The organism is Metabacillus sp. Hm71 (genome assembly GCF_051842955.2).
Classification (GTDB): domain Bacteria; phylum Bacillota; class Bacilli; order Bacillales; family Bacillaceae; genus Metabacillus.
Genome location: NZ_CM200278.1, coordinates 2,246,530 through 2,272,528, shown reverse-complemented (window position 1 = coordinate 2,272,528; position 25,999 = coordinate 2,246,530). Strand labels below are relative to the sequence as shown.

25 protein-coding genes are annotated in these 25,999 nt (G+C 36.8%); 9 read left to right on the top strand and 16 right to left on the bottom strand.

Features of this window, described 5'->3' with window-relative positions; all coding sequences use genetic code 11:
• Nucleotides 1–68: 68 nt before the first annotated feature.
• Nucleotides 69–1,910: a translational GTPase TypA gene (gene typA, locus ACSVDH_RS10690; protein WP_299086878.1), complete on the bottom strand. Its 1,842-nt coding sequence runs from the start codon at nt 1,908–1,910 to the stop codon at nt 69–71.
• 208 nt (nt 1,911–2,118) lie between these two features.
• On the opposite strand from typA, the gene ACSVDH_RS10685 reads away from it, so the two are divergent.
• Nucleotides 2,119–2,304, top strand: coding sequence for a YlaF family protein (locus ACSVDH_RS10685; RefSeq protein WP_299086876.1), 186 nt, complete (start codon nt 2,119–2,121; stop codon nt 2,302–2,304).
• Between the two features lie 110 nt (nt 2,305–2,414).
• Here ACSVDH_RS10685 and ACSVDH_RS10680 read toward each other — a convergent pair whose 3' ends face one another.
• From ACSVDH_RS10680 to ACSVDH_RS10670, 3 genes are all read right to left on the bottom strand, one after another.
• Entirely contained in the window at nt 2,415–2,882 is a 468-nt protein-coding gene (locus ACSVDH_RS10680) for a GNAT family N-acetyltransferase (RefSeq protein WP_299086874.1), read from the bottom strand.
• Nucleotides 2,879–3,670, bottom strand: a complete 792-nt coding sequence (locus tag ACSVDH_RS10675; protein WP_439249402.1) for an inositol monophosphatase family protein — start codon at nt 3,668–3,670, stop codon at nt 2,879–2,881. The genes ACSVDH_RS10680 and ACSVDH_RS10675 overlap by 4 nt, the downstream gene beginning before the upstream one ends.
• A gap of 146 nt (nt 3,671–3,816) precedes the next feature.
• On the bottom strand, nt 3,817–4,005 hold the full coding sequence (locus ACSVDH_RS10670) for a YkzI domain-containing protein (protein WP_299086870.1): 189 nt from the start codon (nt 4,003–4,005) through the stop codon (nt 3,817–3,819).
• 262 nt (nt 4,006–4,267) lie between these two features.
• Between ACSVDH_RS10670 and ACSVDH_RS10665 the strand changes: the two genes are divergently transcribed.
• A complete protein-coding gene (locus tag ACSVDH_RS10665) occupies nt 4,268–4,900 on the top strand; it encodes a YktB family protein (RefSeq protein ID WP_299086868.1) in 633 nt (210 codons plus the stop codon).
• Nucleotides 4,901–4,918: 18 nt separating this feature from the next.
• Here ACSVDH_RS10665 and ACSVDH_RS10660 read toward each other — a convergent pair whose 3' ends face one another.
• Together ACSVDH_RS10660 and ACSVDH_RS10655 are read right to left on the bottom strand one after the other, a co-directional pair.
• Nucleotides 4,919–5,188: a UPF0223 family protein gene (locus ACSVDH_RS10660; RefSeq protein ID WP_439249401.1), complete on the bottom strand. Its 270-nt coding sequence runs from the start codon at nt 5,186–5,188 to the stop codon at nt 4,919–4,921.
• Nucleotides 5,189–5,233: 45 nt separating this feature from the next.
• Entirely contained in the window at nt 5,234–6,190 is a 957-nt protein-coding gene (locus tag ACSVDH_RS10655; RefSeq protein ID WP_439249400.1) for an NAD(P)H-dependent flavin oxidoreductase, read from the bottom strand.
• Nucleotides 6,191–6,598: 408 nt separating this feature from the next.
• Here ACSVDH_RS10655 and ACSVDH_RS10650 point away from each other — a divergent pair, with 408 nt between their 5' ends.
• On the top strand, nt 6,599–8,074 hold the full coding sequence (locus ACSVDH_RS10650) for an aminotransferase class I/II-fold pyridoxal phosphate-dependent enzyme (RefSeq protein ID WP_439249399.1): 1,476 nt from the start codon (nt 6,599–6,601) through the stop codon (nt 8,072–8,074).
• A 131-nt stretch (nt 8,075–8,205) separates the two neighbouring features.
• Here ACSVDH_RS10650 and ACSVDH_RS10645 read toward each other — a convergent pair whose 3' ends face one another.
• Nucleotides 8,206–8,337, bottom strand: coding sequence for a GapA-binding peptide SR1P (locus tag ACSVDH_RS10645; protein ID WP_299086860.1), 132 nt, complete (start codon nt 8,335–8,337; stop codon nt 8,206–8,208).
• 298 nt (nt 8,338–8,635) lie between these two features.
• Nucleotides 8,636–8,884: a hypothetical protein gene (locus ACSVDH_RS10640; RefSeq protein WP_439249398.1), complete on the bottom strand. Its 249-nt coding sequence runs from the start codon at nt 8,882–8,884 to the stop codon at nt 8,636–8,638.
• Between the two features lie 299 nt (nt 8,885–9,183).
• Here ACSVDH_RS10640 and ACSVDH_RS10635 point away from each other — a divergent pair, with 299 nt between their 5' ends.
• Entirely contained in the window at nt 9,184–9,564 is a 381-nt protein-coding gene (locus tag ACSVDH_RS10635) for a hypothetical protein (protein WP_299086856.1), read from the top strand.
• A gap of 176 nt (nt 9,565–9,740) precedes the next feature.
• On the opposite strand, the gene lpdA is transcribed toward ACSVDH_RS10635, so the two are convergent.
• The 5 genes from lpdA to ACSVDH_RS10610 form a co-directional block, all read right to left on the bottom strand.
• Nucleotides 9,741–11,150: a dihydrolipoyl dehydrogenase gene (gene lpdA, locus ACSVDH_RS10630; protein WP_299086854.1), complete on the bottom strand. Its 1,410-nt coding sequence runs from the start codon at nt 11,148–11,150 to the stop codon at nt 9,741–9,743.
• A 3-nt stretch (nt 11,151–11,153) separates the two neighbouring features.
• Nucleotides 11,154–12,473, bottom strand: a complete 1,320-nt coding sequence (locus ACSVDH_RS10625; RefSeq protein ID WP_299086852.1) for a dihydrolipoamide acetyltransferase family protein — start codon at nt 12,471–12,473, stop codon at nt 11,154–11,156.
• A 107-nt stretch (nt 12,474–12,580) separates the two neighbouring features.
• Nucleotides 12,581–13,558, bottom strand: a complete 978-nt coding sequence (locus ACSVDH_RS10620; RefSeq protein ID WP_299086850.1) for an alpha-ketoacid dehydrogenase subunit beta — start codon at nt 13,556–13,558, stop codon at nt 12,581–12,583.
• A 3-nt stretch (nt 13,559–13,561) separates the two neighbouring features.
• Nucleotides 13,562–14,677 carry a pyruvate dehydrogenase (acetyl-transferring) E1 component subunit alpha gene (pdhA, locus tag ACSVDH_RS10615; protein WP_299086848.1) on the bottom strand — a complete coding sequence of 372 codons (1,116 nt, stop codon included), beginning with the start codon at nt 14,675–14,677 and terminating at the stop codon, nt 13,562–13,564.
• Nucleotides 14,678–15,306: 629 nt separating this feature from the next.
• On the bottom strand, nt 15,307–15,984 hold the full coding sequence (locus ACSVDH_RS10610; protein WP_439249397.1) for a YkyA family protein: 678 nt from the start codon (nt 15,982–15,984) through the stop codon (nt 15,307–15,309).
• Between the two features lie 371 nt (nt 15,985–16,355).
• Here ACSVDH_RS10610 and def point away from each other — a divergent pair, with 371 nt between their 5' ends.
• A complete protein-coding gene (def, locus tag ACSVDH_RS10605) occupies nt 16,356–16,910 on the top strand; it encodes a peptide deformylase (RefSeq protein WP_439249396.1) in 555 nt (184 codons plus the stop codon).
• A gap of 247 nt (nt 16,911–17,157) precedes the next feature.
• On the opposite strand, the gene ACSVDH_RS10600 is transcribed toward def, so the two are convergent.
• On the bottom strand, nt 17,158–17,934 hold the full coding sequence (locus ACSVDH_RS10600; protein ID WP_299086842.1) for a Cof-type HAD-IIB family hydrolase: 777 nt from the start codon (nt 17,932–17,934) through the stop codon (nt 17,158–17,160).
• A gap of 494 nt (nt 17,935–18,428) precedes the next feature.
• Here ACSVDH_RS10600 and rpoY point away from each other — a divergent pair, with 494 nt between their 5' ends.
• Together rpoY and rnjA are read left to right on the top strand one after the other, a co-directional pair.
• Nucleotides 18,429–18,638, top strand: coding sequence for a DNA-directed RNA polymerase subunit epsilon (rpoY, locus tag ACSVDH_RS10595; protein WP_299086840.1), 210 nt, complete (start codon nt 18,429–18,431; stop codon nt 18,636–18,638).
• Nucleotides 18,639–18,643: 5 nt separating this feature from the next.
• Complete coding sequence (gene rnjA, locus ACSVDH_RS10590; RefSeq protein WP_299086838.1) at nt 18,644–20,311, top strand: ribonuclease J1; 1,668 nt, start codon at nt 18,644–18,646, stop codon at nt 20,309–20,311.
• A gap of 87 nt (nt 20,312–20,398) precedes the next feature.
• Here rnjA and ACSVDH_RS10585 read toward each other — a convergent pair whose 3' ends face one another.
• Nucleotides 20,399–21,061: a potassium channel family protein gene (locus ACSVDH_RS10585; RefSeq protein WP_299086837.1), complete on the bottom strand. Its 663-nt coding sequence runs from the start codon at nt 21,059–21,061 to the stop codon at nt 20,399–20,401.
• 217 nt (nt 21,062–21,278) lie between these two features.
• Between ACSVDH_RS10585 and ACSVDH_RS10580 the strand changes: the two genes are divergently transcribed.
• On the top strand, nt 21,279–22,361 hold the full coding sequence (locus ACSVDH_RS10580) for an AbrB family protein (RefSeq protein ID WP_439249394.1): 1,083 nt from the start codon (nt 21,279–21,281) through the stop codon (nt 22,359–22,361).
• A gap of 53 nt (nt 22,362–22,414) precedes the next feature.
• Here ACSVDH_RS10580 and recQ read toward each other — a convergent pair whose 3' ends face one another.
• Entirely contained in the window at nt 22,415–24,550 is a 2,136-nt protein-coding gene (gene recQ, locus ACSVDH_RS10575) for a DNA helicase RecQ (protein ID WP_439249393.1), read from the bottom strand.
• Nucleotides 24,551–24,791: 241 nt separating this feature from the next.
• Here recQ and mreBH point away from each other — a divergent pair, with 241 nt between their 5' ends.
• The gene (mreBH, locus tag ACSVDH_RS10570) at nt 24,792–25,799 is read left to right on the top strand and encodes a rod-share determining protein MreBH (RefSeq protein ID WP_299086831.1); all 1,008 of its coding nucleotides are present in this window, start codon (nt 24,792–24,794) and stop codon (nt 25,797–25,799) included.
• Nucleotides 25,800–25,999 lie beyond the last annotated feature (200 nt).

Sequence of the window (25,999 nt, the reverse complement as noted above, 5' to 3'; positions counted from 1 at the left end):
ATCCATATTGAATCAGCCTGCTTTATTTTCTTTCTAATGCATTAAAACGATAATGGTGTTTCTATTTTTTAGATCCCAGCTAATTTTTTCTTTTTCGCTGCTTTTTCCCGTTCATTTTTGTCCAAAATTTTCTTTCTAAGTCTGATTGATTCCGGAGTTAATTCACAATACTCATCATCATTCAAATATTCAAGAGCTTCTTCTAATGACATAATGCGCGGTTTTTTCATGGTGCTTGTTTGATCCTTTGTTGCAGAGCGGATATTGGTTTGTTGTTTCATTTTGCAAATATTGACAACCAGATCATTTTCTCGAGTGTGTTCACCAACAATCATACCTTCATATACATCTACACCTGCTTCAACGAAAATGACTCCACGATCTTCAACACCTTGTATACCGTAGGTTGTAGATTTTCCATTTTCCATTGAGACAAGGACACCTTGACGGCGGCCTCCAACCTTACCAGGCTGCATTGGTTGATAACTATCAAATGTATGATTGATTATACCGAAACCGCGAGTTAATGACATAAACTCTGTTGAGTATCCAATTAAGCCACGAGCAGGTACATTAAAGATCAATCGTACTTGACCATTACCATTATTGATCATATCCAGCATTTCACCTTTACGTGCGCCAATTGATTCCATAACAGATCCAGTATGTTCCTCTGGGACATCGATCTGTACTCGTTCAACCGGCTCACATCTTACACCATCTATTTCTTTTACAATAACCTCTGGTTTTGAAACCTGTAATTCATAGCCTTCACGTCGCATGTTTTCGATTAAGATGGAAAGATGCAGTTCTCCGCGGCCTGACACAACCCATGCATCCGGAGAATCAGTAGGATCCACTCGCAAGCTTACATCTGTTTGTAATTGAGCTAATAAGCGCTCCTCAATTTTACGAGCAGTAACAAATTTTCCTTCTCTTCCGGCAAATGGGCTATTATTTACAGCAAATGTCATTTGTAAAGTTGGCTCATCAATCCGAAGAATTGGCAGAGCTTCCTGATGTTCCACAGGACATACTGTTTCACCAACGTTAATATCTTCCATTCCAGAAACAGCTACAAGATCACCTGCAACAGCCTCTTGAATTTCTACCCGCTTTAAGCCTTGAAAACCAAAGATTTTTGATACACGGAAGTTTTTAACGGATCCGTCCACCTTCATTAGCGCAACTTGTTGTCCAACCTTCATTGTTCCACGAAATACTCGGCCAATTCCAATACGGCCAACATAATCATTATAATCAAGCAGGGCTACCTGGAATTGCAGCGGCTCTTCCCGGTTATCAACAGGAGCCGGAATATGTTCAACAATGGCATCAAATAGAGCTGCCATATTTTCTTCTTGATCAGCCGGGTCAGGACTCGTGCTTGCAGTTCCATTAATTGCACTTGCAAACACAACTGGGAATTCAAGCTGATCTTCATTTGCATCAAGCTCAATAAATAAATCTAATACCTCATCAACGACTTCAGAAGGACGTGCAAAGTCTCGGTCAATTTTGTTAACAACTACGATTGGTGTTAAATTTTGCTCCAATGCCTTCTTTAACACAAATCGAGTTTGCGGCATACAGCCTTCATATGCATCCACGACAAGTAAAACGCCGTCAACCATTTTCATAATACGTTCTACTTCTCCGCCGAAGTCTGCGTGACCAGGCGTATCCATAATATTAATTCGAGTGTCTTTATAATTGATTGCTGTATTTTTAGCTAAGATTGTAATCCCGCGTTCACGCTCTAAATCATTGGAATCCATTGCACGTTCAGCCACTTGTTCGTTAGTACGGAACGTTCCTGATTGATGTAAGAGCTGGTCAACCAGAGTTGTTTTACCATGGTCTACGTGAGCAATTATAGCTATGTTACGGATATCGTTACGAAGTTTCACAATTTCATCTCCTAAAATGTATATTCAAATAGGCTATACTAAAGGATTTGCCATAAATTCTTGTAGTATTCTGATTGAACATCCTAATTAATTTGAAAATCACCTTCGATATTATACCATAAACAATCTAGAAAAGCGGAATGATTTTAAGTAAACTAAAGGAAGTAGGAAAATAATTTTTTTTGCATGTTGGGAGATGTAAGAATAAATGAGACTTGGAAAGTGGATTTTTCTAGTATTTGCTTTTTTAGCGGCGGCTTGTATGATAAGCATCGGAATTGCTATTGGGGAACGTAGTATTCTTGGAATCCTGCTTGCAATAGTTGGTTTAAATGCTGTAATGGCAACTGGCTTTATTTTGAAAAAAAGAATGAGGGAAAAAGGTATTTTATAACGATAACCAAAAACCACCTTTTACGGTATTAGACAAATATTCCAGAAGGGAAAGTGCTTTTTCACCTTTTCCTTCTGGAATAACTGGACATATTCTATTTTTTTTGCAGCTTATGATAAAGGCTTTAAAGTGATCATATACTCTTTAGACGTGGTTTCATCTTTTTCTACTTTGAACTGCTCAAATTCACATTTTCCAAGAAATTGAAGCCATGAATCTTGCTTAATTGGACATGCAGCAAATAAAACTTTATGGCCTTTATGCTTTAGTTCAAGCCCTATCTCCGTTAAAATCCTTCTACCCAATCCTTGTGAGCGTGAAGCTTGATGTATTAAAATCGTGCCGATCCAAGGTTTTTCGTTAGCAGGAGACCATTCCAAGACATAGGAAACTCCTACCTGCATTTCACCTAAATTCCATATTTTCCAATCACCATTATACATCTTATAGGAATTTAAATAAAAATCCAATTCTTCAGCTTTACATTCTTCCTGCTGCCATTCTGGACTGGCAGTTATGATTTCTTTAAGAAACTCAACATCTTCTACTTCCAATGTTCGCGATGAAAGTTCCTTCAATTATGGAGATACTCCTTTAAAATATGCTGATGAAGGTTTTTTTCACCAACGAAGAAAGAATTTTTCGATAACAAATCAAGTTTTTCCCCGTTCATTGTTGACGTAGTGCCGCCAACTTCTTCAATCAGGATGATGCCTGCTGCAAAATCCCAAGGAGCAAGCCTCATTGTCATATATGCATCCAAACGGCCTGAAGCTACATATGCACATTCTAAAGCGGCAGAACCATATGAACGGGTACCGCGAGCTTTTTTTACGATCGGGGTTAAGCGGTTATAATCAATTCGCGGATTCTCAATCAACCATGTTGAATTTATACTTATTACGGATTCTTCTAGCTTGACCTCATCCAATTTAGGCAAAGGCAGGTCATTCATATAAGCTCCTTCACCTTTAAAAGCATGATAAAGTTCATTATGTACCACATCATAAATTAAGCCGATATATCCTACACCGTCACCGTATATACCAACAGATATAGCAAAATTCCGCTGCTGATGAACAAAATTCATCGTACCGTCTATTGGGTCAATAATCCATACAACCCCATCAAGAGAAGTTACCTCATCACCATACCCTTCCTCGCCTAATATTCGGTGATCCGGGTATGCGTCTTGAATTTTCCCAATTAAATATTGTTCAATTTCCTTGTCCATATTTGTTACTAAATCATTGGGGTTTGATTTGTATTGGATGGATAGTGTGGACTCAAAGGATTGACGTATTTTTTCTCCCGCTTCTTGAACCCATTTTTTTGCCTTTTGATCAATGTCCTTCCAATTCGTCATAAAGCAACCTCATTTCTATGTATTAAATCATTCACTATGATAAGGATACTGTATTGATTTAAAGGAAAGCAAGTTTGATCAATTATCGCCCGAGCAGATAAAAACGAACCCTAACGAGGTTCGTTTGCAGATCTTAGAATCTCCTGCTATGCTTGGAGCTTCATCCACTCTTTTCGCAACTTTTCAAGCCTTTGTTTACATTCTATTTTCTTCTTTGTATCTTCATTTTGCATGGCTTCATAAAGGGTGGCTAACTCATAGTCTAATTCAAGCCTTAACACCCCAATACGATTGTTAATGATTTTCTGACCACTGGTTTTCACAATTTGTTTCATCTTTCTACCGCCCCTTTCGTTTTATCTCTTTTCATTTTATTTAGGTATCATGAAATGATTTCAAAGATTCAATCAATGTGTTTAATGATTTTTTTATATAATATGTGAAGCCAAAAAAAGTTGGAACTGCCAGAAGAAAATTGTGTATTTACCTATTTCTTACCACTAAATGTTTAAAATAAAACATCTTAGTTTATAGAAAGCACTCCATTGTGATACGATATGCATATCCATTTAAGACAGCTAAGGAGGAATTATTTCAATGAATTTTAATGGTTTTACTGCCGAGGACTTCCAAACGTTTACAATAGATGGTCTTGAGGAGAGAATGGAAGCAATACGCACGAGGATTCAACCTAAATTCCTTGAGATTGGACAAGTATTAACCGAAGAATTATCGGTATCATTACAAACTGAAATGTATCTTCATATTGCGAAACATGCAAGAAGAACAAAAAATCCGCCTAAGGATACATGGTTAGCAATCGCAGCAAATAAACGCGGATATAAGCAGCATCCGCATTTTCAAGTCGGTTTATTTGACGACCACCTCTTTATCTGGCTCGCATTCATTTATGAATTACCGAATAAAGAGAACATCGCAGAAGTTTTCTTAAATAATATCAACACCATTTCTTCCATTCGTAATGATTTCTATGTATCTTTAGACCATACAAAGAAAGATGCGAAACCGCTAGGAGAAATTGACTTAAAAAGCTCCCTCGAACGCTTTAGGGATGTAAAAAAAGCCGAATTCCTTATCGGACGTCATATCAATGCAGATCGGCCTATTTTACAAGATGGAGATCAATTAGTAAAAGTGATAAGAGAAACGTTTCAAACACTTATTCCTTTATATAAGCTTTCTTTTGAACATAAAAATGTCCATATCTAAACATGGACATTTTTCGTATTACATTTTTACAATCGTAACATCATCCGAAGCCATTGCTTTTTTCATGACTCGATAAGAGGAATACCTGCTAACCTCTTCAAACTCATTACATAGCGTCTTTTCCTCCGCTTTACTTGGGACAATTTCCTTGAACCTACGGTATGCTGCCATTAATTGTTTGCGTTCAATTCCTTTTTCATAAGCATGTTCAATGCATTCAAAAAATTTAATAACATCAACTATTTCTTGTGTACTCCAGTCCAAGGAGATCGGATATTGATAATCCATGATGTATTTTTTCCTCACTCTCTTTAAAGAAGCGAAATAATAGCCCTATGCCCATTCTTTCCTAATAGCTTCCGCTTCTGAAATCATTCTTGCGATTAGGTCATATGCAGATGGTATGTCCGAGATCAGCCCCATAACTTGTCCAGCCCATGCAAAGCCTTCATCTATCTTACCATCATATATATATCTTTTGTTAGCAACACCGCTAATATAATCCTTTAATTCTTCATAACCCCCTGAATTTTTTTCGATATCAAGTATTTTTTCTGTCCACTTATTCGCAATCGCTCTTGCAGGTGCTCCAAGTGATCTCTTAATCACGACGGTGTCATTCTCATCACTTTCTAGCAGTGTTTGTTTATATACTTGATGGGCATGAACACATTCTTTTGTTGCAATAAACCGTGTCCCCATCTCTATCCCTTCAGCACCAAGGCTTAACGCTGCCATTAACCCTCTGCCATCACCAATGCCTCCAGAAGCAATAACAGGGATAGAGACGACATCTACCACCTGGGGAATTAAAACCATTGTCCCCACGTCACTTCTTCCTAAGTGGCCGCCTCCTTCCTGTCCCACAACCATTACGGCATCAGCACCAAGTTCTTCCGCTTTCAATGCTTGACGTTTCGCCGCTACCAATACGAGCTTTTTAACATCAACATCTTTCAGCATATGAAATATGGGCGCCGGGTTTCCCCCTGTCATTGAGATGACAGGGACACTTTCATCAATCGCAACCTCTACTAATTCCTCATATCCGTGTCCATGCTGTCCTATTGCAAAATTCACACCAAATGGCTTTGACGTTTTATCTTTAAGTTTTCTAATTTCATTTCTTAAAGCATCTGCTGTTCCTAAGGACATAGCTGTAATTTGTCCTAATCCACCAGCATTGGATACAGCAGCAGCCAGATCAGAATAGGCCAAATAAGCCAGTCCTCCTTGTATGATGGGATATTGTATTCCTAAAAGCTTTGTTATCCTTGTATTCCAGTTCATCTTTATACCTCCTACTTAGGTTTTATTCTAGATAATCTAAGTAAATCCTTCACGAATGAATGGGATTGTTCATGAGAACATTAAAAAGTAATGGCCATTTAACGAAGGGAAAACACTTTTCCGCCATTCTTCTGATGATATAGAGATTGTAAATGGGATGGTTTAAATTGTTGAAAAAATAACATGTAATTTTTATTGACTGTCACTATTGATAAAGGTATAATTCATTTGTTTTTATAAAGATACAATTTTCGACATAATCTATCTGAGTCTTTTAACCAATATATATACAGTAAAAGGTCAGCAGCTAGCTTTCTATATGTAGAAAGTTAACTGTGACCTTTATCTATAAAGACGGTATTTAGACAAACATGAAACGATTGATAAATAAAGAAGGTGGGAATAACTTTGTTGCAAAATGAAACTCCATTGTTTACAGGTTTAATCGAACATGCTAAAAAAAATCCGATTCAATTCCATATTCCTGGTCATAAAAAAGGGATGGGAATTGCTCCTGAATTTCGAAATTTCATCGGTGAAAATGCCCTTTCAATAGACTTAATTAATATTGGTCCACTTGATGACCTTCATGCACCAAAAGGAATGATTAAAAGAGCTCAAGAATTGGCAGCAGAAGCGTTTGGGGCAGATTATACATTCTTTTCTGTTCAAGGTACAAGCGGTGCCATCATGACGATGGTGATGGCTGTTTGTGGACCTGGAGATAAAATAATTGTCCCGCGTAATGTTCATAAATCTGTTATGTCTGCTATTGTATTTTCAGGTGCCACACCCATTTTTATCCATCCTGAAATTGACAAGAATCTCGGAATCTCCCATGGAATCACTACAGATGCAGTAGAAAAAGCGCTTGAACAACACCCTGATGCAAAAGGGGTACTTGTTATAAACCCTACTTACTTCGGTATTTCAGCTGATCTAAAACGAATCGTAGAAATTGCTCATTCCTACCATGTTCCTGTATTAGTTGATGAGGCACATGGTGTTCATATTCATTTTCATGAGGATTTACCTTTAAGTGCCATGCAGGCTGGAGCTGATATGGCTGCAACAAGTGTTCATAAACTGGGCGGTTCCATGACGCAAAGCTCTGTACTGAACGTAAGAGAGGGATTAGTTTCGCCCCAGCGCGTCCAATCTATTTTAAGCATGATGACAACTACATCAACATCTTATTTGTTGTTAGCATCCTTAGATGTAGCCCGAAAGCAGCTTGCTACAAGAGGACGTGAGTTAATTGAAAAAACGATCGAATTAGCTAATTATACAAGAGAAAAAATTAATGCAATCGATCATATTTCTTGTATTGGGAAAGAAATTCTTGGAACAAAAGCAACCTTTGATTATGATCCGACAAAATTAATTATCCCTGTTTATGAATTAGGCTTAACAGGATATGATGTAGAAAAATGGCTTCGTGAAAAATACAAAATTGAAGTCGAATTATCTGATTTATATAATATTTTGTGCATCATAACTCCAGGAGATACAAAGGAAGATGTTGATACACTCATCACTGCCCTTCAGGATCTTTCAGCTCAATTTAAATTACAACATAAAGAGCAAGGAGCAAAAGCCCGTATTTTATTACCTGATATCCCCGTATTGGCATTAACACCGCGCGATGCATTCTATGCGGAAACTGAAGTTGTTTCATTACAAGAATCGGCAGGAAGAATAATAGCTGAATTTATTATGGTGTATCCTCCAGGAATCCCGATTTTTATTCCAGGCGAAATCATCACAGAAGATAATTTAACTTATATTACGAAAAACCTTGAAGTTGGATTACCTGTACAAGGACCTGAAGATCCTTCTTTACAAACGGTCAGAGTCATAAAAGAACATAGGGCAATACGATAAATAGAAAAGCGCAATCGCCTTGCGCTTTTCTTACTTTCATATGGCATTCATTCACACACAAAAAATAAAGCATGCAACTTGAAAATCGCATGCTTTTTATCCCCTTATTTTATCCTATATAGTAAACCCCTTTATTTGACTTTTAATTTACTCTCTTCTTTTTTGCAATCATGATGACTGCATTTTCCATACAATGTTGTCACTTTTTCTACTTCAATATGACCGATTGTAGAGTTGCAGTGTTGACAAACGATTGTTCCCATCTCCATACCCCTTTTCAATCATGAAATTTATTACTCTCAAAGTCTCTTATTCTTTGAAAGCGGTTAACGATTTGTTATTTATATAATAATATGTCACAATTGATTCGTCAAGTACTAAATTGTATAACACATTTATTTTTTTCGTTAATAATATTCATCATTTAATTGATAATCAAGTAATTGAAAAAATTCTTCAACAGACTGCTCTTCAGTTCAATCTGTAGAAGAATTTTTTCATATAACAATCCATATATTTTGCTTGTTAACTTGCTACTTTGAAATTGTTGAGAACATTCGATTAAACAAATAATAATAAATATACTTGCTTTCCCAGCATAAAAATGATGAGGCTGGCTAAAGAGATGAGGAATGCTGCTTTCTTAGTTTTCAAACATGTATAGGCAATCAAATATGCTAAGTAGAAAAATACAAGGAGCAAAAAGGCCTTTGCTATCACACTATCCTTCTTAGATAGCCAGCCTACTAAACTATAACCACTCCATAAAAGAAGCTGGCAACAATAAACCATCCCAAATATTAACTTCATACCCCTTCTCCCCTTACCTAAACCTATAAAAAGTTTATGCAAACAAAAAATGAAACTTACATCTTTCACAAAAGAAAGAGCGATTTGACCTAAAGAAAAAGTGGGTATATTACATGTAAAACTAGGATAAACGGTTTATTTTTCAATTATGTAACAAATAGATGACAAGAGGAAGAAACTTCAATATTTATGATAAAATAGGTTTAATTTAACAGAATTGAAAGAGGAATAGTCTTAAAGTTTCTGTGAGTACATACTAAATTAGACCTATTTTATCCATAATAAAGAGGTGGGCAGGGATGACAAGATCAATACTCATTGCCTTCATCATTCCAGTTTTTATCCTTTCTTCATGTGAAGGTGTCTTATATTCACAAACTAAACCCGATGAAGAAATGACTAGAGAAAAGCAGCTATTATTTTTCTCGGATGACGAAAATATTGATCGTGAAGCAGTCTACTATGATGCATTATTAGATATTAAGAAAGAGTTTCCTGAGGATTTTAAAAATATGAAGGTCATCTCAGAAAATAGTAATTATGATGACTTTGAGGTAGACATCTATCCTTCTCTCCTTGTCATTGAAGAGGATAAAGTGATCGTTCATATAGAAGGAGCCCTTCTAACAAAGGAAGAAATAATGAAGCCTATTTCCAAGGCACTATCAACAAACAAGTAATCACACTTATTCTACTCTAAGAAGCTGTCACAAATAGCCCTGTCCTTTTAAGACAGCTTTTTTTAAAAAGGTAAGAAAAGTTGCGCTTTAATTGGAGACAACTGCTTAAAAACGAACATATGAAAGAAAAATCCAAAAAGAGGCGTCCTCATAAAATTGAGTCGCCTCTTTTTCATTTATTTTACGATATGAATTGGAGAACCAATCGCTACTTCTGCAGCTTCCATTGTGATTTCACCTAATGTAGGGTGAGCATGAATTGTCATCGCAATATCTTCAGCAGTCATACCAGCTTCGATTGCTAAGCTTAATTCAGAGATCATGTCAGAAGCACTTGGACCAGCGATTTGTCCGCCAATTACTAATCCATCTTCTTTGCGTGTGATAAGTTTTAGGAATCCGTCCGTGTCATTTAATGATAATGCACGTCCATTTGCAGCAAACGGGAATTTAGCAGCAACCACTTCGATTCCATCCTCTTTTGCTTCTGCTTCTGTATAACCAACAGATGCAAGCTCTGGCTCAGAGAATACAACAGCTGGAATACCTAAATAATCAATTTCAGCTTTTTCTCCAGCAATGGCTTCTGCAGCAATTTTCCCTTCGTAAGAAGCTTTATGTGCTAATTGTGGACCCTCAACAATATCTCCAATCGCATAGATGTTTGGAATATTTGTGCGGCATTGCTTATCAATTTTGATAATGCCTCTTTCCGTCATTTCTACACCAACTTGCTCTAATCCAAGCTCATCAGTATTTGGACGGCGGCCAACTGATACTAGTAAGTAATCAGCTTCAATTGTTTTTTCTTCACCTTTTACTTCAAATGTTACTTTTACGCCAGTTTCGCTTTCTTCAACACTTTTAGCTGAAGCATTAGTGTGAATTTCAGCCCCTTTTTTCTTAAGACCGCGTTTAACAAGAGCGCTCATTTGTTTTTCAAAACCAACTAAGATATCATCTGCTGCTTCAATGAAAGTAACTTCGGTACCAAAGTTTGCATAGGCACTTCCAAGCTCGATTCCGATAACCCCGCCGCCGATTACAGCAAGTTTCTTAGGAATTTCAGGAAGGTTTAAAGCCCCTGTTGAGTCAATAACACGTTTTGAATATTTAAACGCAGGGATTTCAACTGGACGTGAACCTGTTGCGATAATAACATTTTTAAATTTGTAAGTTTGCGAAGATGTTTCATCCATTACTTTAACTGTTTCATTATCAACAAAGTAAGCTTCACCGTAAACGACGTCAACTTTATTACCTTTAAGTAAACCAGCAACACCGCCTGTCAGCTTTTTCACAACACCTTGCTTAAATTCTTGAACCTTAGAAAAATCTACTGTTACGTTATCAGCTTTGATTCCCATATCCTCGGAATGTTTAGCAGTTTCATAACGATGACCAGCAGCAATTAATGCTTTAGAAGGAATACAACCAACGTTTAAGCAAACTCCTCCTAATGTCGCTTTTTCAACAACTGTTACCTTTTGTCCTAATTGAGCAGCGCGGATCGCTGCAACGTATCCGCCTGGGCCTGCTCCGATGACAAGAGTATCTGTTTCAATTGGGAAATCTCCAACTACCATCGATTACGCCTCCATTAAAATTAATTGTGGATCATTAAGTAAACGCTTGATGTGGTTAAGAGCATTTTGTGCAGTAGCACCATCGATCATTCTGTGGTCGAAGCTTAATGATAAAGCAAGTACCGGAGCTACTACAATCTCTCCATCACGCACTACAGGTTTTTCTGCAATACGTCCAATACCTAAAATAGCAACCTCTGGGTGGTTAATAACTGGTGTAAACCATTGTCCACCTGCAGATCCAATGTTTGTGATTGTGCAAGAAGCACCTTTCATTTCATTAGGAGCTAATTTACCTTCACGCGCTTTTGTAGCAAGTCCATTAATTTCATCTGAGATTTCAAATACAGATTTGCGTTCGGCATGTTTTACTACCGGTACAAGCAGACCTTTTTCAGTATCAGCAGCAATACCAATATTGTAATAATGCTTTTGAACAACTTCTTCTGTTTTATCATCAAGTGAAGTATTAAGCACTGGATACTTTTTCAACGCAGAGGTAAGAGCTTTCACTACGTACGGTAAATATGTTAACTTAATACCCTGCTCGGCTGCAACATTTTTAAATTGTTTTCTGTGAGCAACTAAGTTTGTTACATCCACTTCATCCATTAATGTTACGTGTGGAGCTGTATGTTTAGAGTTAACCATCGCTTTTGCGATTGCTTTACGGATTGGGCTCATTTTTTCACGAGTTTCTGGGAAATCACCTTCAGGAACTGCAACTGGCTTCGCTTGTTTTTCTTCTTTAACAGCTGGAGCCTCTTCTGCTTTTGCTGGTGCTGCCTCAGACACACCGCCGCCTTGAAGGAATGAGTCTACATCTTCTTTTAAAACCCGGCCGTTTTTGCCGCTGCCAGAAACTTGACGAATATCCACATCTTTTTCACGAGCATATTTGCGTACAGAAGGCATAGCAATAACTCGTTTATTTGGATCAACGTCAACTTCTTGCTGTACTGGTGCTTCTTCTTTCTTTACTTCTTGTCCAGCTTCAGCTGTTGCCTGAACCTGTGCTTCTGTTTTTTCTTCTGCTTTAGGTGCATCATCACCATGGTCGCCTTTAAACTTCAAGTTTTCATATCCAGGAGCATCAAATGTTATGATAGTTTGTCCAACAGTTGCTACCGTTCCTTCCTCAACGTTCACCTCTGTAACAGTACCCTTAACTGGTGATGGAATTTCAACAACTGCTTTATCATTTTGTACTTCTGCTAAGACATCATCTTCTTCAACCTTGTCACCTGGTTTAACGAACCATTTAACAATTTCACCTTCATGGATACCTTCACCAATATCAGGCAGTTTAAATTCGAATGCCAAATCATTCTACCTCCTTATGATTTTAAAAATATGCAAGAAAAATCGGGCTTAACGTCAATGTCTATAACGTAAGCCTATGATATAAACTAAAAACGTACAGTTTAGTATTAGAAATTCACCGCTTTTTTAGCAGTTTCAATAATATCTTTATAAATAGGCAGCCATACATTTTCAGCTTCAGTAAATGCATATACTGTATCTGGTGCAGTAACACGAAGAACTGGAGCTTCTAGGCTAAGGATTGCGCGCTCAGTAATTTCAGCAACAACGTTTGCAGCTATACCCGCTTGTTTTTGTGCTTCTTGGACTACAATTGCACGGCCTGTTTTTTCAACAGAAGCAATGATCGTCTCGATATCTAGCGGGCTGATTGTACGCAGGTCAACAACCTCAACAGATACGCCGTCTTTCTCTAGTTCTTCAGCAGCTTTTAATGACTCATGAACCATTGCACCGTAAGTGATAATAGAAAGGTCAGTACCTTCGCGCTTCACGTCAGCCTTACCAATTTCAATCGTATATTCTTCTTCAGGAACTTCCTGACGGAATGAACGGTATAATTTCATATGCTCTAAAAATACAACAGGATCGTTATCACGAATAGCTGAAATTAACAGTCCTTTTGCATCATAAGGTGTTGATGGAATTACAACTTTTAGTCCTGGTTGTTGAGCTACTAAACCTTCCAAGCTATCAGCATGAAGCTCAGGAGTATGTACGAATCCGCCAAATGGAGAACGAATTGTAACAGGAGCTGTCCAACGTCCGCCAGAACGATAGCGCATACGAGCTAATTGACCATTTAAAGAATCCATTACCTCATAAACGAAACCAAAGAATTGAATTTCCATAACAGGACGGAAACCAGTTAAACCAAAACCAACTGCAAGACCACCGATTCCTGATTCCGCAAGCGGAGTGTCAAAAACACGATCTTCACCGAATTCTTTTTGAAGTCCTTCTGTAGCACGGAATACGCCACCGTTTACGCCAACGTCTTCTCCGAATACAAGGACGTTTTCGTCATTTTTTAGCTCTGTGCGCATCGCATCAGTGATGGCTTGAATCATTGTCATTTGTGCCATGGCTTATTTCGACTCCTTTGCTTTGTAAATTTCATATTGCTCTTTTAAGTTATAAGGCATTTCTTCGTACATGATTTCCATCAAGTCCGTTACCTTTTGTTTTGGATATTTATCAGCTTTTTGAATCGCTTCTTTAATATCTTCTTTTGCTTGTTCAATTGTATTATTTTCTTCCTCTTCATTCCAGATGCCTTTATCTTCTAGGAATTTACGGAAACGTACTAATGGATCCTTCGCTTCCCACTCGTTTTCAGTTTCTTTTGTACGATAACGAGTTGGGTCATCCCCTGCCATAGTGTGTGGACCATAACGGAATGTTAATGTTTCAATTAATGTAGGACCCTCACCATTTAGGGCACGCTCACGAGCATCACGAACAGCTGCATAAACCGCTAATGGATCCATACCGTCTACTTGAACACCTACGATACCTGCAGCAACTGCTTTTTGTGCAATTGTTTGTGCAGCAGATTGTTTTTCAACAGGTGTTGAGATTGCATAACGGTTATTTTGAACAACGAAAATTGCAGGAGCCTTGTATGCACCAGCAAAGTTAATTCCTTCATAGAAATCACCTTGAGATGCTCCGCCATCACCTGTGTATGTAATCGCAACAGCTTGTTTCCCTTTCTTTTTCAATCCTAGAGCAACACCTGCTGTTTGAATGTATTGAGCACCAATAATAATCTGCGGTGAAAGAGCATTAACATCTTCAGGCATTTGGTTGCCATGGAAATGTCCGCGGGAGAATAAGAATGCTTGATATAATGGCAGTCCGTGCCATATAATTTGAGGAACATCGCGATATCCAGGAAGAATCCAGTCTTCTTTTTCTAATGCAAATTGAGATGCTAGTTGAGAAGCTTCTTGACCTGCTGTTGGAGCATAAAAACCTAAGCGTCCTTGGCGATTCAATGAAATTGAACGTTGGTCTAAAATACGTGTATAAACCATACGGCGCATAAGTTCTTTTAACTGCTCATCAGAAAGATCAGGCATCGCCGCTTCATTTACGACTTTACCCTCTTCATTTAAAATTTGGAGTGTTTCAAACTGCTTAGCAATCGCTTCAAACTGTTTTTTACTGTCTACAACAGCGCTTTTTGTTTTTGCAGCCATTTATAACCTCTTCCTTTCCTTTTTAAGAGTGATTGTTCAGGTAATATAAGCTTGCAGCTTCATTGGACATTCATTGACTGTCTGTCCTAATGCTTTCAGTCTGCATGCTTGTCAAACCTCAACTAAATTAGTATTTAGTAAGAGAATTCCATAATGCACAGCATTAGGTTACCCTAAATCGCGAGAGATGACACATTTTTTTGAATTCAAACCTACTTAACTATTTACCACTAAAGAGATCGTCTATAACTTTCTCTATTATCATGTGGTTTAAAAAGCTTCTATGGTTTATTCTGTATCAGTTTTTATTAATAGTCAACTAATACAACCCTTTTAATTCATAACAAGTTTACACCAATGGATTTAGGTCCGTCAATCAGTTTGTATAAGGTTTTTAAAAAGAATATTAAAAAACTTCCGTTTGAATTCCCCTCCTTCACCTCAACTGTATTATTACAAAAGAAAAAACTGTACCAATAATTATTGATACAGTTTTTCTTTAAGTAAAAACAAAACAATTAAGATTTAATTTTATGTTTAATTTTATTTTTCTATTCGTTGTATGTTGTTCCAAATTAAAATAAGCCTGACTCAAACCATATGGACATGAGACAGACTCTTTAGGAAAATTATTCTTTGTTTTCTTCAACATTTAACTCAGCATTTTTATAAAATTCAAGTTTTATTTTATTATATTGCTCAGTTAATTGATTAAATTTTTCATTTTGCTCCATAACTTTTTTATAGGAATCATTAATTTTTTTTACATGCGCTTCCAGCTCTTCTAGTGTTAAGTTCTCTTGTTGAAGCATCGTATAAAGCTCTTTATCAAGAGAAATTGAGGCCTTATACGTTTCATATAAGCTTTCGTATGTGCTGTAGCGTTCTTCCATTATTGCTTTTAATTCATTTGCCTGTTCTTGCAAATTTTCATCATCTATTTTTTCAATTTCCTCGGCTATAGCCTGAAATTCTTTTTTGGAGGATGTTATACTCTTTTGTTCAGCCTCTATTTTCGTTTCTCGTTGTTCTACAAGGGTGTAAGCTTCTTTGGATAAAGCTACAATTTTTTCAAACTCTTTCATTCCGAGGTTCATGATTTGATTATATAAATCGGATTCTTTCTTCTCAAGCTCTAGAAGCGGTTGCTGCTGCTTTTGAAACGGCTCTTCTAATTCGACCACCTTTTCTAATGTTGTGTAAATATTTTCTTCAGGTGTAGGACCAAAACAACCTGAAAGTAAGATTAATAGAATCGATGTTACTAAACCTAAACGTATAAAAGTATTTTTAATAAAGTAAAACAATGATATTCCCCCTAACGTTCAACCAATTTCTACTATAATGCGAATTGCAAATTTTTACAATCTTATTCATATGAGCAATACTATATCTTATGAATGTATCTAGCATTTATACCAGTATCAAATTGGACTACTTCTAGGTAAGAATGATTTTTTGAGAGTCGACATATATTTTTTGTTAATCACTGATTTTATAATACAATTTAATAAAGCTAATGTTCTTTTCGTTTTTCAGATCTTTTTATATAATCTTATATATCCGAAATAATTTAGTACATATAGGTTACATCCACTAGTACGGCCATTTTAAGATTTTAATGTACTGGTTTTGTTAAAATAAAATATTAGTTGGTTTGTTAAAAGGAGTGTACAACATGATTACAATGGAAGATATAATTAGAGAAGGTCATCCAACACTAAGAAAAGTTGCAGAGGAAGTACCTATCCCTGCCTTAGAAAAAGATAAAGAAACATTAGTAAAGATGCTTGATTATGTAAAAAACAGTCAAGATCCGGAAAAATCCGAAAAATATGGGCTGCGACCTGGAATTGGCCTTGCTGCACCACAAATAAATATTTCGAAACGGATGATCGCAATCCATGTCGTTGATGAAAAAGGAGAACAGCACAGCTATGCGCTGTTCAATCCGAAAATTGTAAGCCACTCTTTAGAAAAAAGTTATTTAACAAGTGGTGAAGGTTGTCTATCGGTTGATCGTGCTGTCCCTGGAATAGTTCCCCGCTATGCTCGAATCCGGGTTAAAGCAACTAACCTAGAAGGTGAACAAGTTGATATTCGTTTAAAAGGACTATTAGCCATTGTCTTTCAGCACGAAATAGATCATTTAAATGGTATTATGTTCTACGATCACATCAACGAAGCAAATCCTTTCCAAGAACCAGAAAATGCAATTGCAATTGATCGTTAATAAGAAAAGTGCAAGCGCCTTGATCAGCCTAGGGCAAATAAGTCATTCATGAATAGAAGGCGTTCTTTGCCTTCAATTCATGAGTGGCTAGACCCTAGAGGGGCTAGGCGCTGGAGCTAGACACTAAAACCAAGTACAAAATTTTATACTTTCTTAAAGTGGAACAAAAGCACAAGCGCCTAAACCCAACTAAGTTGAGCCTAGGCGCTTTTTATTATTAATAAAAAATAAGAAGGGCTATCCTCTTTTATTTTAATAATCCCAGTTGTTCACAGCCAAATTGAATGCCGTCTTCATCAACCGGCTTCGTGATAAAATCAGCAATTTCCTTTAAGGATGGCACCGCATTCCCCATTGCTACTCCTGTCCCTACAAATTCGATCATTTCCAGATCATTTAACCCATCGCCAAAAGCATAAATATTTTCTCTCGGGATATTCAATCTTTTCGCTAATTGTTTAATCCCCTCAGCTTTTGAACCATTTGCAGGCAAAATATCTGTTGAAACGTCATGCCAGCGAATAAGCTTTAGCTCTGAATATTGTTTCGTGTAGCGTTCCTCTTCTCCGATTTCACAAAACAATAGCGTTTGATAAATATTTCGTTCAAGATAATAATTACGATTTTTTTCAGGCTGTGTAAATTTCAAACTACCCATACTTTCTTCTATTAGAGGATGTTCGCCTGTTGTGGACATCATATTTTCAGCACTCATAAATACAAGCGGATGATTTTCTTTGTCAGCAAATTGTAAAAGATTTTCTAATGTTTCCTTTTTTATTGGGTTTTCGTATATGACTTCACCTTCAAACACAACATATTGTCCATTAAAACTAACAAATGAATGAATATTTAATTCTTTGCGCAAATCTTCAAACATAAAAGGCGCACGTCCTGTAGCAATCGCAACATGATGGCCCTCACTTTTAAGTTTTTGTATTGTTTCTCTAGTCGTTTTGGGAATTTCCTTATTATGATCTAGAATCGTCCCATCAATATCAAAAAAAATAACTTTTTCGCTCATCATCAAGCTCCTTACTCTAATAACTATAAAAATTAACTAACAACTTAAACTTTACCATATTAGCCGAGTTAAGGACACCTAGCAAGATTTATTAATTTCCACGAATACCCATGTAAGTGATTTATTCATTCTACATATACTACCTTTGAAAAAATATATATTGGACGGATCTCATCGAATTATTTCAAGTATAAAGGGCGTTATTTGCCAGTTATTCAAAAAAGAAGGAGGAAAGCTTACATGTTAAAAAGAATTAAACGATCATTAAAAAGACAATGGAAACATCTCTTAAAACGCAAAATGATTGCCTAGTCTTATCATTTTTCCATGTATCTGAGTACAAATATTAAAAATAAAAGGGTATATTGGAAGAATTGTGTCGCAAATGAAAAGAAGATTCGACACATTCCCCTCTAGGCTTGGCTTGTAAGTAAATATCGCATATAATAGAAAAAGTTAGTCTAACATACGGAAGTTAAGGAGAGATTTGGTAAATGATTTTCAAAGTGTACTATCAAGATGAAATTTCAGAGGTTCCTGTTCGAGAAAGAACAAACACTCTTTATATTGAAGCAACATCTGAAGGGGAAGTACGCTCTAAGCTAAAAGACCGTTCTTATAATATAGAATATATTACGCCTATAGATGGAGCATATTTAGAATACGAAAAACAAAGTGAAAATTACAAAGTATTGGAGATTTGATCGTTATGAAATTTGTAAAAAATGACCAAGTTGCCGTGTTTGCCTTAGGCGGACTCGGTGAAATTGGCAAAAACACGTACGGTGTTCAATTCCAGGATGAAATCGTCCTAATTGACGCAGGAATAAAGTTCCCGGAGGACGAGCTGCTTGGAATTGATTATGTCATTCCCGATTACACATATTTACAAAAAAACGAAGAAAAAATTAAAGGACTATTTATTACGCACGGACACGAAGACCATATTGGAGGCATTCCTTATTTACTTCGCCAAGTAAACATTCCGATTTATGGCGGCAAACTTGCATTAGGGTTATTGAGAAACAAACTAGAAGAGCACGGTTTATTACGTCAAACAAAATTAATTGAGATTAAAGAAGATGACATTATTAAATTTAGAAAGACATCAGTTACGTTCTTTAGAACAACACATAGCATCCCTGATTCATATGGAATTGTCGTCAAAACACCTCCAGGGAATATTGTACATACCGGTGACTTTAAATTTGACTTCACACCAGTCGGAGAGCCAGCAAACTTAACGAAAATGGCTGAGATTGGACGTGATGGCGTCCTTTGTTTACTTTCCGATAGTACGAATAGTGAGATTCCTAATTTTACTATGTCAGAAAGACGTGTCGGCGAGAGCATTCATGAAATTTTCCGCAAGGTGGATGGCCGAATTATTTTTGCAACATTTGCATCAAATATTCACCGCCTGCAGCAAGTTGTTGAGGCGGCAGTTACAAATAATCGCAAAATTGCGGTGTTTGGTAGAAGTATGGAAGCGGCCATTCAAATTGGACAAGATTTAGGATACATTAGCTGTCCTAAAGATACATTTGTTGATGCACATGAAATCAATCGCATGCCAGCACACCGAGTCACAATTCTATGTACCGGAAGTCAAGGAGAACCAATGGCAGCACTTTCACGGATTGCTAACGGTACACACCGTCAAATACAAATTATCCCTGGAGACAATGTAGTCTTCTCGTCTTCACCGATCCCAGGGAACACATTAAGTGTTAGTAAAACAATTAATCAGCTCTTCCGTGCTGGTGCCGAAGTCATCCATGGTCCATTTAATGATATTCATACATCAGGACATGGCGGTCAAGAAGAGCAAAAACTTATGCTTCGCTTAATGAAACCAAAATACTTTATGCCAATCCATGGGGAATATCGCATGCAAAAAATGCACGCAAAGCATGCTGTAGACTGTGGAGTCGAACCAGAAAACTGTTTTATTATGGATAATGGTGAGGTATTGGCAATTGGCGACAATGAAGTAGGGATTGCCGGTAAAATTCCATCAGGCTCCGTTTATATTGATGGCAGCGGTATTGGTGATATTGGAAATATTGTTCTTCGTGATCGAAGAATTCTTTCTGAAGAAGGACTTGTCATTGTCGTTGTCAGCATTAACATGAAAGACTTCAAAATTGCAGCTGGTCCAGATATCATTTCTCGTGGATTTGTTTATATGCGCGAATCCGGTGACCTAATTAATGATGCTCAATCACTAATTACGAAGCATTTATCAAAAATTATGGAACGTCGAACGAGTCAATGGTCAGAAATTAAAAACGAAATTACCGATACACTTGCTCCGTTTCTTTATGAAAAAACGAAACGTCGTCCAATGATCCTGCCGATCATCATGGAGGTATAAATAACTATTCGTAATATTTAAAAGGGCTGTCTCAGTTTGAGACAGCCCTTTTCTATAACAATAAACAGTCAGTACAAGGTCTTTCTGTTAATCACCCATTAACCGTTTCTCAAAACGGTTGATGTCTGTATCTGCGCCAATAACAATCATAATATCATTTTTCCGAATGACCTCATTAGCTTGGGGTGATACAATAATGTCTTTATTCCGTTTTACCGCAACAATATTGATCCCGTATTTTGCACGTATATCCAAATCCATAATTGAATTACCATGAATCCGTTCATTTGCAACGATTTCTACGATACTATGCTCTTCAGAAAGCTCCAAATAGTCCAATACATTGTTGGAAACAATTTTATGGGCAATTCTTCTCCCCATATCACGTTCAGGGTGAACAATGCGATCTGCCCCTATTTTAGAAAGAACCTTTTCATGATAGTCATTCGTTGCTTTTACCGTAATATCCCGAACACCTAATTCCTTGAGTATTAATGTGGTTAGAATACTTGCTTGAATATTATCTCCAATCGCCACTATTACATGGTCAAAATTGCGGATGCCTAAACTTTTTAATACCGTTTCATCAGTCGTATCACCAACTACTGCATGTGAAGCAACATTTGCAAACTCATTAACCTTATCCTCATCAATATCGATTGCCATTACTTCTAAGCCCTCTTCACTAAGAGCCCTACAAATACTACCGCCGAATCGACCAAGTCCGATTACTGCATATTCCTTTTTCATTCGTCTACCTCCGCAAACTATAAACGTGCTGTTGTTAAACATTTAGATAACGTTTACTCACTCAAAAGATCTTAACGAGAAAATCGTACCACAATTTCACTATTTTTTATAGAGCATAAGAGTAAATGCCTAACACTAAACGTCAGCCATACTTTTTCCAAATATTCTTGAATTAATGGTAAAATAATATTAACAAACAAATAAAAGGGGGAGTGAAATGCATAACAAGATATACAATATCCTCTTTCCATACGTGTTAGGTATAGGCGGCGGTTTTCTTTTCCATATATGTCATGTGCCTCTTGCATGGATTTTAGGACCAATGTCCTTTTTGATCATCTGGAGATTGATCTTCGTTAATCAAAAAAATTTAATTCAACCCATTGTATTAAAAAATGGTTCCTTTATCATTTTAGGTATTTCATTTGGCCTTTCTTTCACAAAAGAAACCTTTCTCACAGTTGGACCATATGTGCTTCCATTCTTAGCTACAACAATCATATTGATCATCATTAGTATCATAAATGCCCTGCTGATAAGCAAGATTGTAAATATTGATAAAAATACAAGTATATTTGCTTCAATACCTGGCGGGTTATCAGAAATGGTTGCAGCGAGTGAATCGCTTCAAGCTAATTCATCGTTAGTAACAATTTTTCAAACTGTCAGGCTTTTAACAGTGGTCTTTTTTGTTCCTTTTGCCATACTTCATATGTTTGAGCCACCACAGTCAGGAATGCAGCCAATACAAACGATTACCAATGAAGGCGGGTTTTTATCTTATGGATGGTTTTTATTGGCAGGTTTTGTCGGCTGGTTAATAAGATCAAAAGTACCTGCTGCCTTTGTTATTGGTCCCCTGCTAACGACTGCGTTACTCAATATAAGCGGCATTTCTTTACCTAACTTCAATGATTTATTTTTAGTCTTTGCACAATTAACGATTGGAATTGGGTTTGGATTGATGATCACCTTTACCGATTTGAAAAAGGGTGGTAAGTATTGTGGATTATATTTTGCGGGTACGATTTTGTTAATTGGAACAAGTTTTTGTTTAGGCTATTTGTTCACCTTGTTAACTGATTTGGACCTAGCAACAGCGATGCTATCACTGGCACCAGGCGGTCTTGTCGAGATGGTGTTAACGGCATCAACAATTGGGGCAGATCCCGCTGTTGTCAGCTCCCTGCAATTTATTCGCTTGCTTTTTATTATTAGCTTTGTCCCAAGCATATTAAAGTATGGATTAAAGAGAGTTAGAGTCAATAAACAATTAGGTGAAAATAGTCATTCTGCGTAATAGGACAGAAAAAACCGTTCAATTTTTGAAAAGTGAACGGTTTTTTCATAAAATTATTTAAGGCTTTTTAGCTTCAATTTACAAACTGCAGCTTTTATTTGAAAATAATCAATATCTTCTGGAAGAGCCTCTTTTAATGGTTTAAGCATATCTGTGCCCAGCTCGATTATTTTTTCAGCGATTAATGCTTCTTGTGCTTCTGTCATTATTTCAGACCACTCTATCGGATTCCCTTCTTCAACTGCCCGAATTAAATGGTTTTGCACAGTAATGACCGATAAACCACGTGATTCACTAATCTCCTTTATCGATTTACCGTCTTGAAATAATTGATAGCTAATGAGATGGCTAGCGGTTTTATCACTTACAATGTAGTCAGCAGCTACCCGTCCTTGCAACTGATCCGAACTGGTTCTCTCAACGTTCATGAACTCACATATAGCGGATATGAATTTTTCACCATAATGCTCTAATTTTGTTTTGGCTACACCTTTTACTTGCAAAAACTCATTCTCAGTTGTTGGGCACTTAGAGCTCATATCTCGTAAACTACTATCTGAGAAAATAATATAAGGGGGTACTCCCAGCTGTACAGACAATTCACGTCTAACCAGCTTAAGTCTTTCAAATAAATCATCGTTTACCTCAATCGATTTGATTTTCACTAGTTCTTTCTTAAATATCTGCAGCTTATCGACGATAACTTCTCTTGCTTTGTTGCTTAACATTAAAACTGGATACTTATCATTTGTGAGTGATAGGTATCCTTCTGCTATTAAAAAATCGATTAAATCGACAATTTGTTTTTCTGTTTTTTCCTTCATCAAACTGTAGGTTGATAGTTTGTGAAAACCAAACTGGTTAATTCGCTTATTATTTGACCCTTTTAAAACTTGTGCTACAAGGGTTTTCCCAAATCTCTCACCCATTCGCTTGACACATGAAAAAATCATTAATGCTTCTCTCGTCACATCGATTTTAGAACGGGTATCTGTACAATTCATGCATCGCCCACAAGGAGCATGTGGAGTCGTTTCTCCGAAGTATTCAATGATATAAGTTTGTAGACATTTTTCAGTATGACAAAGATCTACCATCTGTTGAAGCTTTTGATATTCATGTACTTTTTTATCAGGACTTAATGTTGACTGCTCGATTAAAAATTTCTGCAATTGAATATCTTGAGCGGCAAACAAAATCGCACATTCACTTTTTTCTCCATCCCGTCCTGCACGACCCGCTTCCTGATAATACGCTTCAATATTTTTTGGCAAATTGTGATGAATGACAAATCGGACATTGGATTTATTGATTCCCATTCCAAATGCATTTGTTGCCACCATAACATCAAGCTGATCAAAAAGAAATTGATCCTGCTGCTCTGCACGTTCATGTTCTGCTAATCCGGCATGGTATTTTCCCGCTTTTATACCATTCTTTTTTAAGAATTGCGATAAATCGTCTACTTCTTTTCTTGTAGCAGCATAAATAATACCTGCCTGATCACGATTTGCCTTCACATATCGCATAATATAATCACGTTTATTTTCACCCTTAATCACATTAAAGGTTAAATTATCCCGTGCAAAACCTGTTACATACGTAGATGAAGCGGAGATATTTAAAAGCTCACATATATCTTCGGTTACTTCCTTTGTTGCTGTCGCTGTCAGCGCCAATATAAGCGGTTTTTTCACAAAAGCAGTAATCATCCTTTTTATGTTACGATAGCTTGGTCGAAAATCATGGCCCCATTGAGAAATACAATGAGCCTCATCAACCGCAACCATTGAGACATTCATCGTTAAAAGAAACGTACGAAAAGATTCTACTTCAAGACGCTCAGGGGCAATATAAAGGATTTTATACGCTCCCTCTTCTATCTCCGCTATTCTTTCTTTTACTTCTTTTGCTGTTAAACTGCTATTGATAAATGTTGATGAAATACCAATGCTTGTTAACGCATCAACTTGATCCTTCATTAACGAGATTAATGGCGATATCACAATGGTCATACCATCCATAAGTAATGCCGGCACTTGATAACAAATTGATTTTCCTCCACCTGTCGGCATGATCGCTAATGTATCCTTTCCCTTTAAGACACTCTCTATTATCTCTTTTTGTCCCTTTCGGAAAGAAGTATATCCAAAGTATTCCTTTAATCGTTTTTCAGCTTGCTGTAACATTTAATCACCCTAGCTCTAATACATTCTCTTTCCTTTACTATTTTAAGTATATCATGTTTAAATCGTTCCATTTCGAATTCTGTTAAAATCGAATTTTATCTCTTTTGCAAAATCAATTTTATTTCGGTAATATAACAAATTCATGACGATATATTTTCAAAATGATGATAACCCCCAAAAAACAACAAACTTCTACAAATATTATAATTAAAGTATGGAAGGAAAGAGGTATTTTTAAATTATGTTATCAAATACTGAAATTGGGATAGATTTAGGTACCGCAAATATATTGGTTTATAGCAAAAATAAAGGAATCGTTCTTAATGAACCATCTGTTGTTGCCATTGATACAACGACAAAGAAGGTTTTAGCCGTTGGTTCAGAGGCGAAAAGTATGATCGGAAAAACACCTGGTAAGATTGTTGCAGTAAGACCTCTTAAAGATGGGGTTATTGCTGATTATGATATTACCACAGATATGTTGAGACATATTATGAAAATTGCCTCACGTAAACTGGGAATTTCTATGAGAAAACCTACTGTAGTTGTTTGTACACCTTCTGGAGCAACATCTGTTGAAAGAAGAGCGATTCAAGATGCGATCAAAAGCTCTGGCGCAAAGCAAGTTCATTTAATTGAAGAGCCTGTAGCAGCAGCGATTGGGGCCGACCTGCCTGTAGATGAACCGATCGCAAATGTTGTTGTCGATATTGGCGGCGGGACAACTGAAGTTGCGATTATCTCCTTTGGCGGGGTTGTATCAGTTCATTCCATTCGTATTGCCGGTGACCAATTAGACGAAGATATTATTCAATACATTCGTAAAAATTATAATCTATTAATAGGTGAACGTACGGCTGAACAAATGAAGATGGAAATTGGCTACGCATTAGTTGAGCACGAAAAGGAAACAATGGACATTCGCGGCCGAGATCTAGTTACGGGATTGCCAAAGACCATTTCAGTTTCTTCTTATGAAATGCAAGAAGCAATGAAGGAATCCTTACTGCATATTTTAGAAGCGATCCGAGCTACTCTTGAGGACTGTCCTCCTGAACTTAGTGGTGACATCGTTGATCGCGGTGTCATATTATCAGGTGGCGGAGCTTTAATGAAAGGGATTCAGGAATGGTTAAGTCAAGAAATCGTTGTTCCTGTTCATATAGCTCCAAATCCTTTGGAATGTGTTGCAATTGGTACAGGCAGATCGTTAACAGTCATTAGCAAATTATTGAAAACTGCTAAATAGTATAACAACAAACCTACTATTAATAAAGCTCATGAGAGAATTCGATACATTCTCTCATGAGCTTTTTTCGTTGGTTTTCTGTCTTAATCTAGTACACCCTCTTAAATAAAACATTATATTTTTTACAAAAATTTTACAAAATTTATTTGCATCATTTCAATAATTATTGAATACATTATGTGTGGCTTACTTGTTAAACG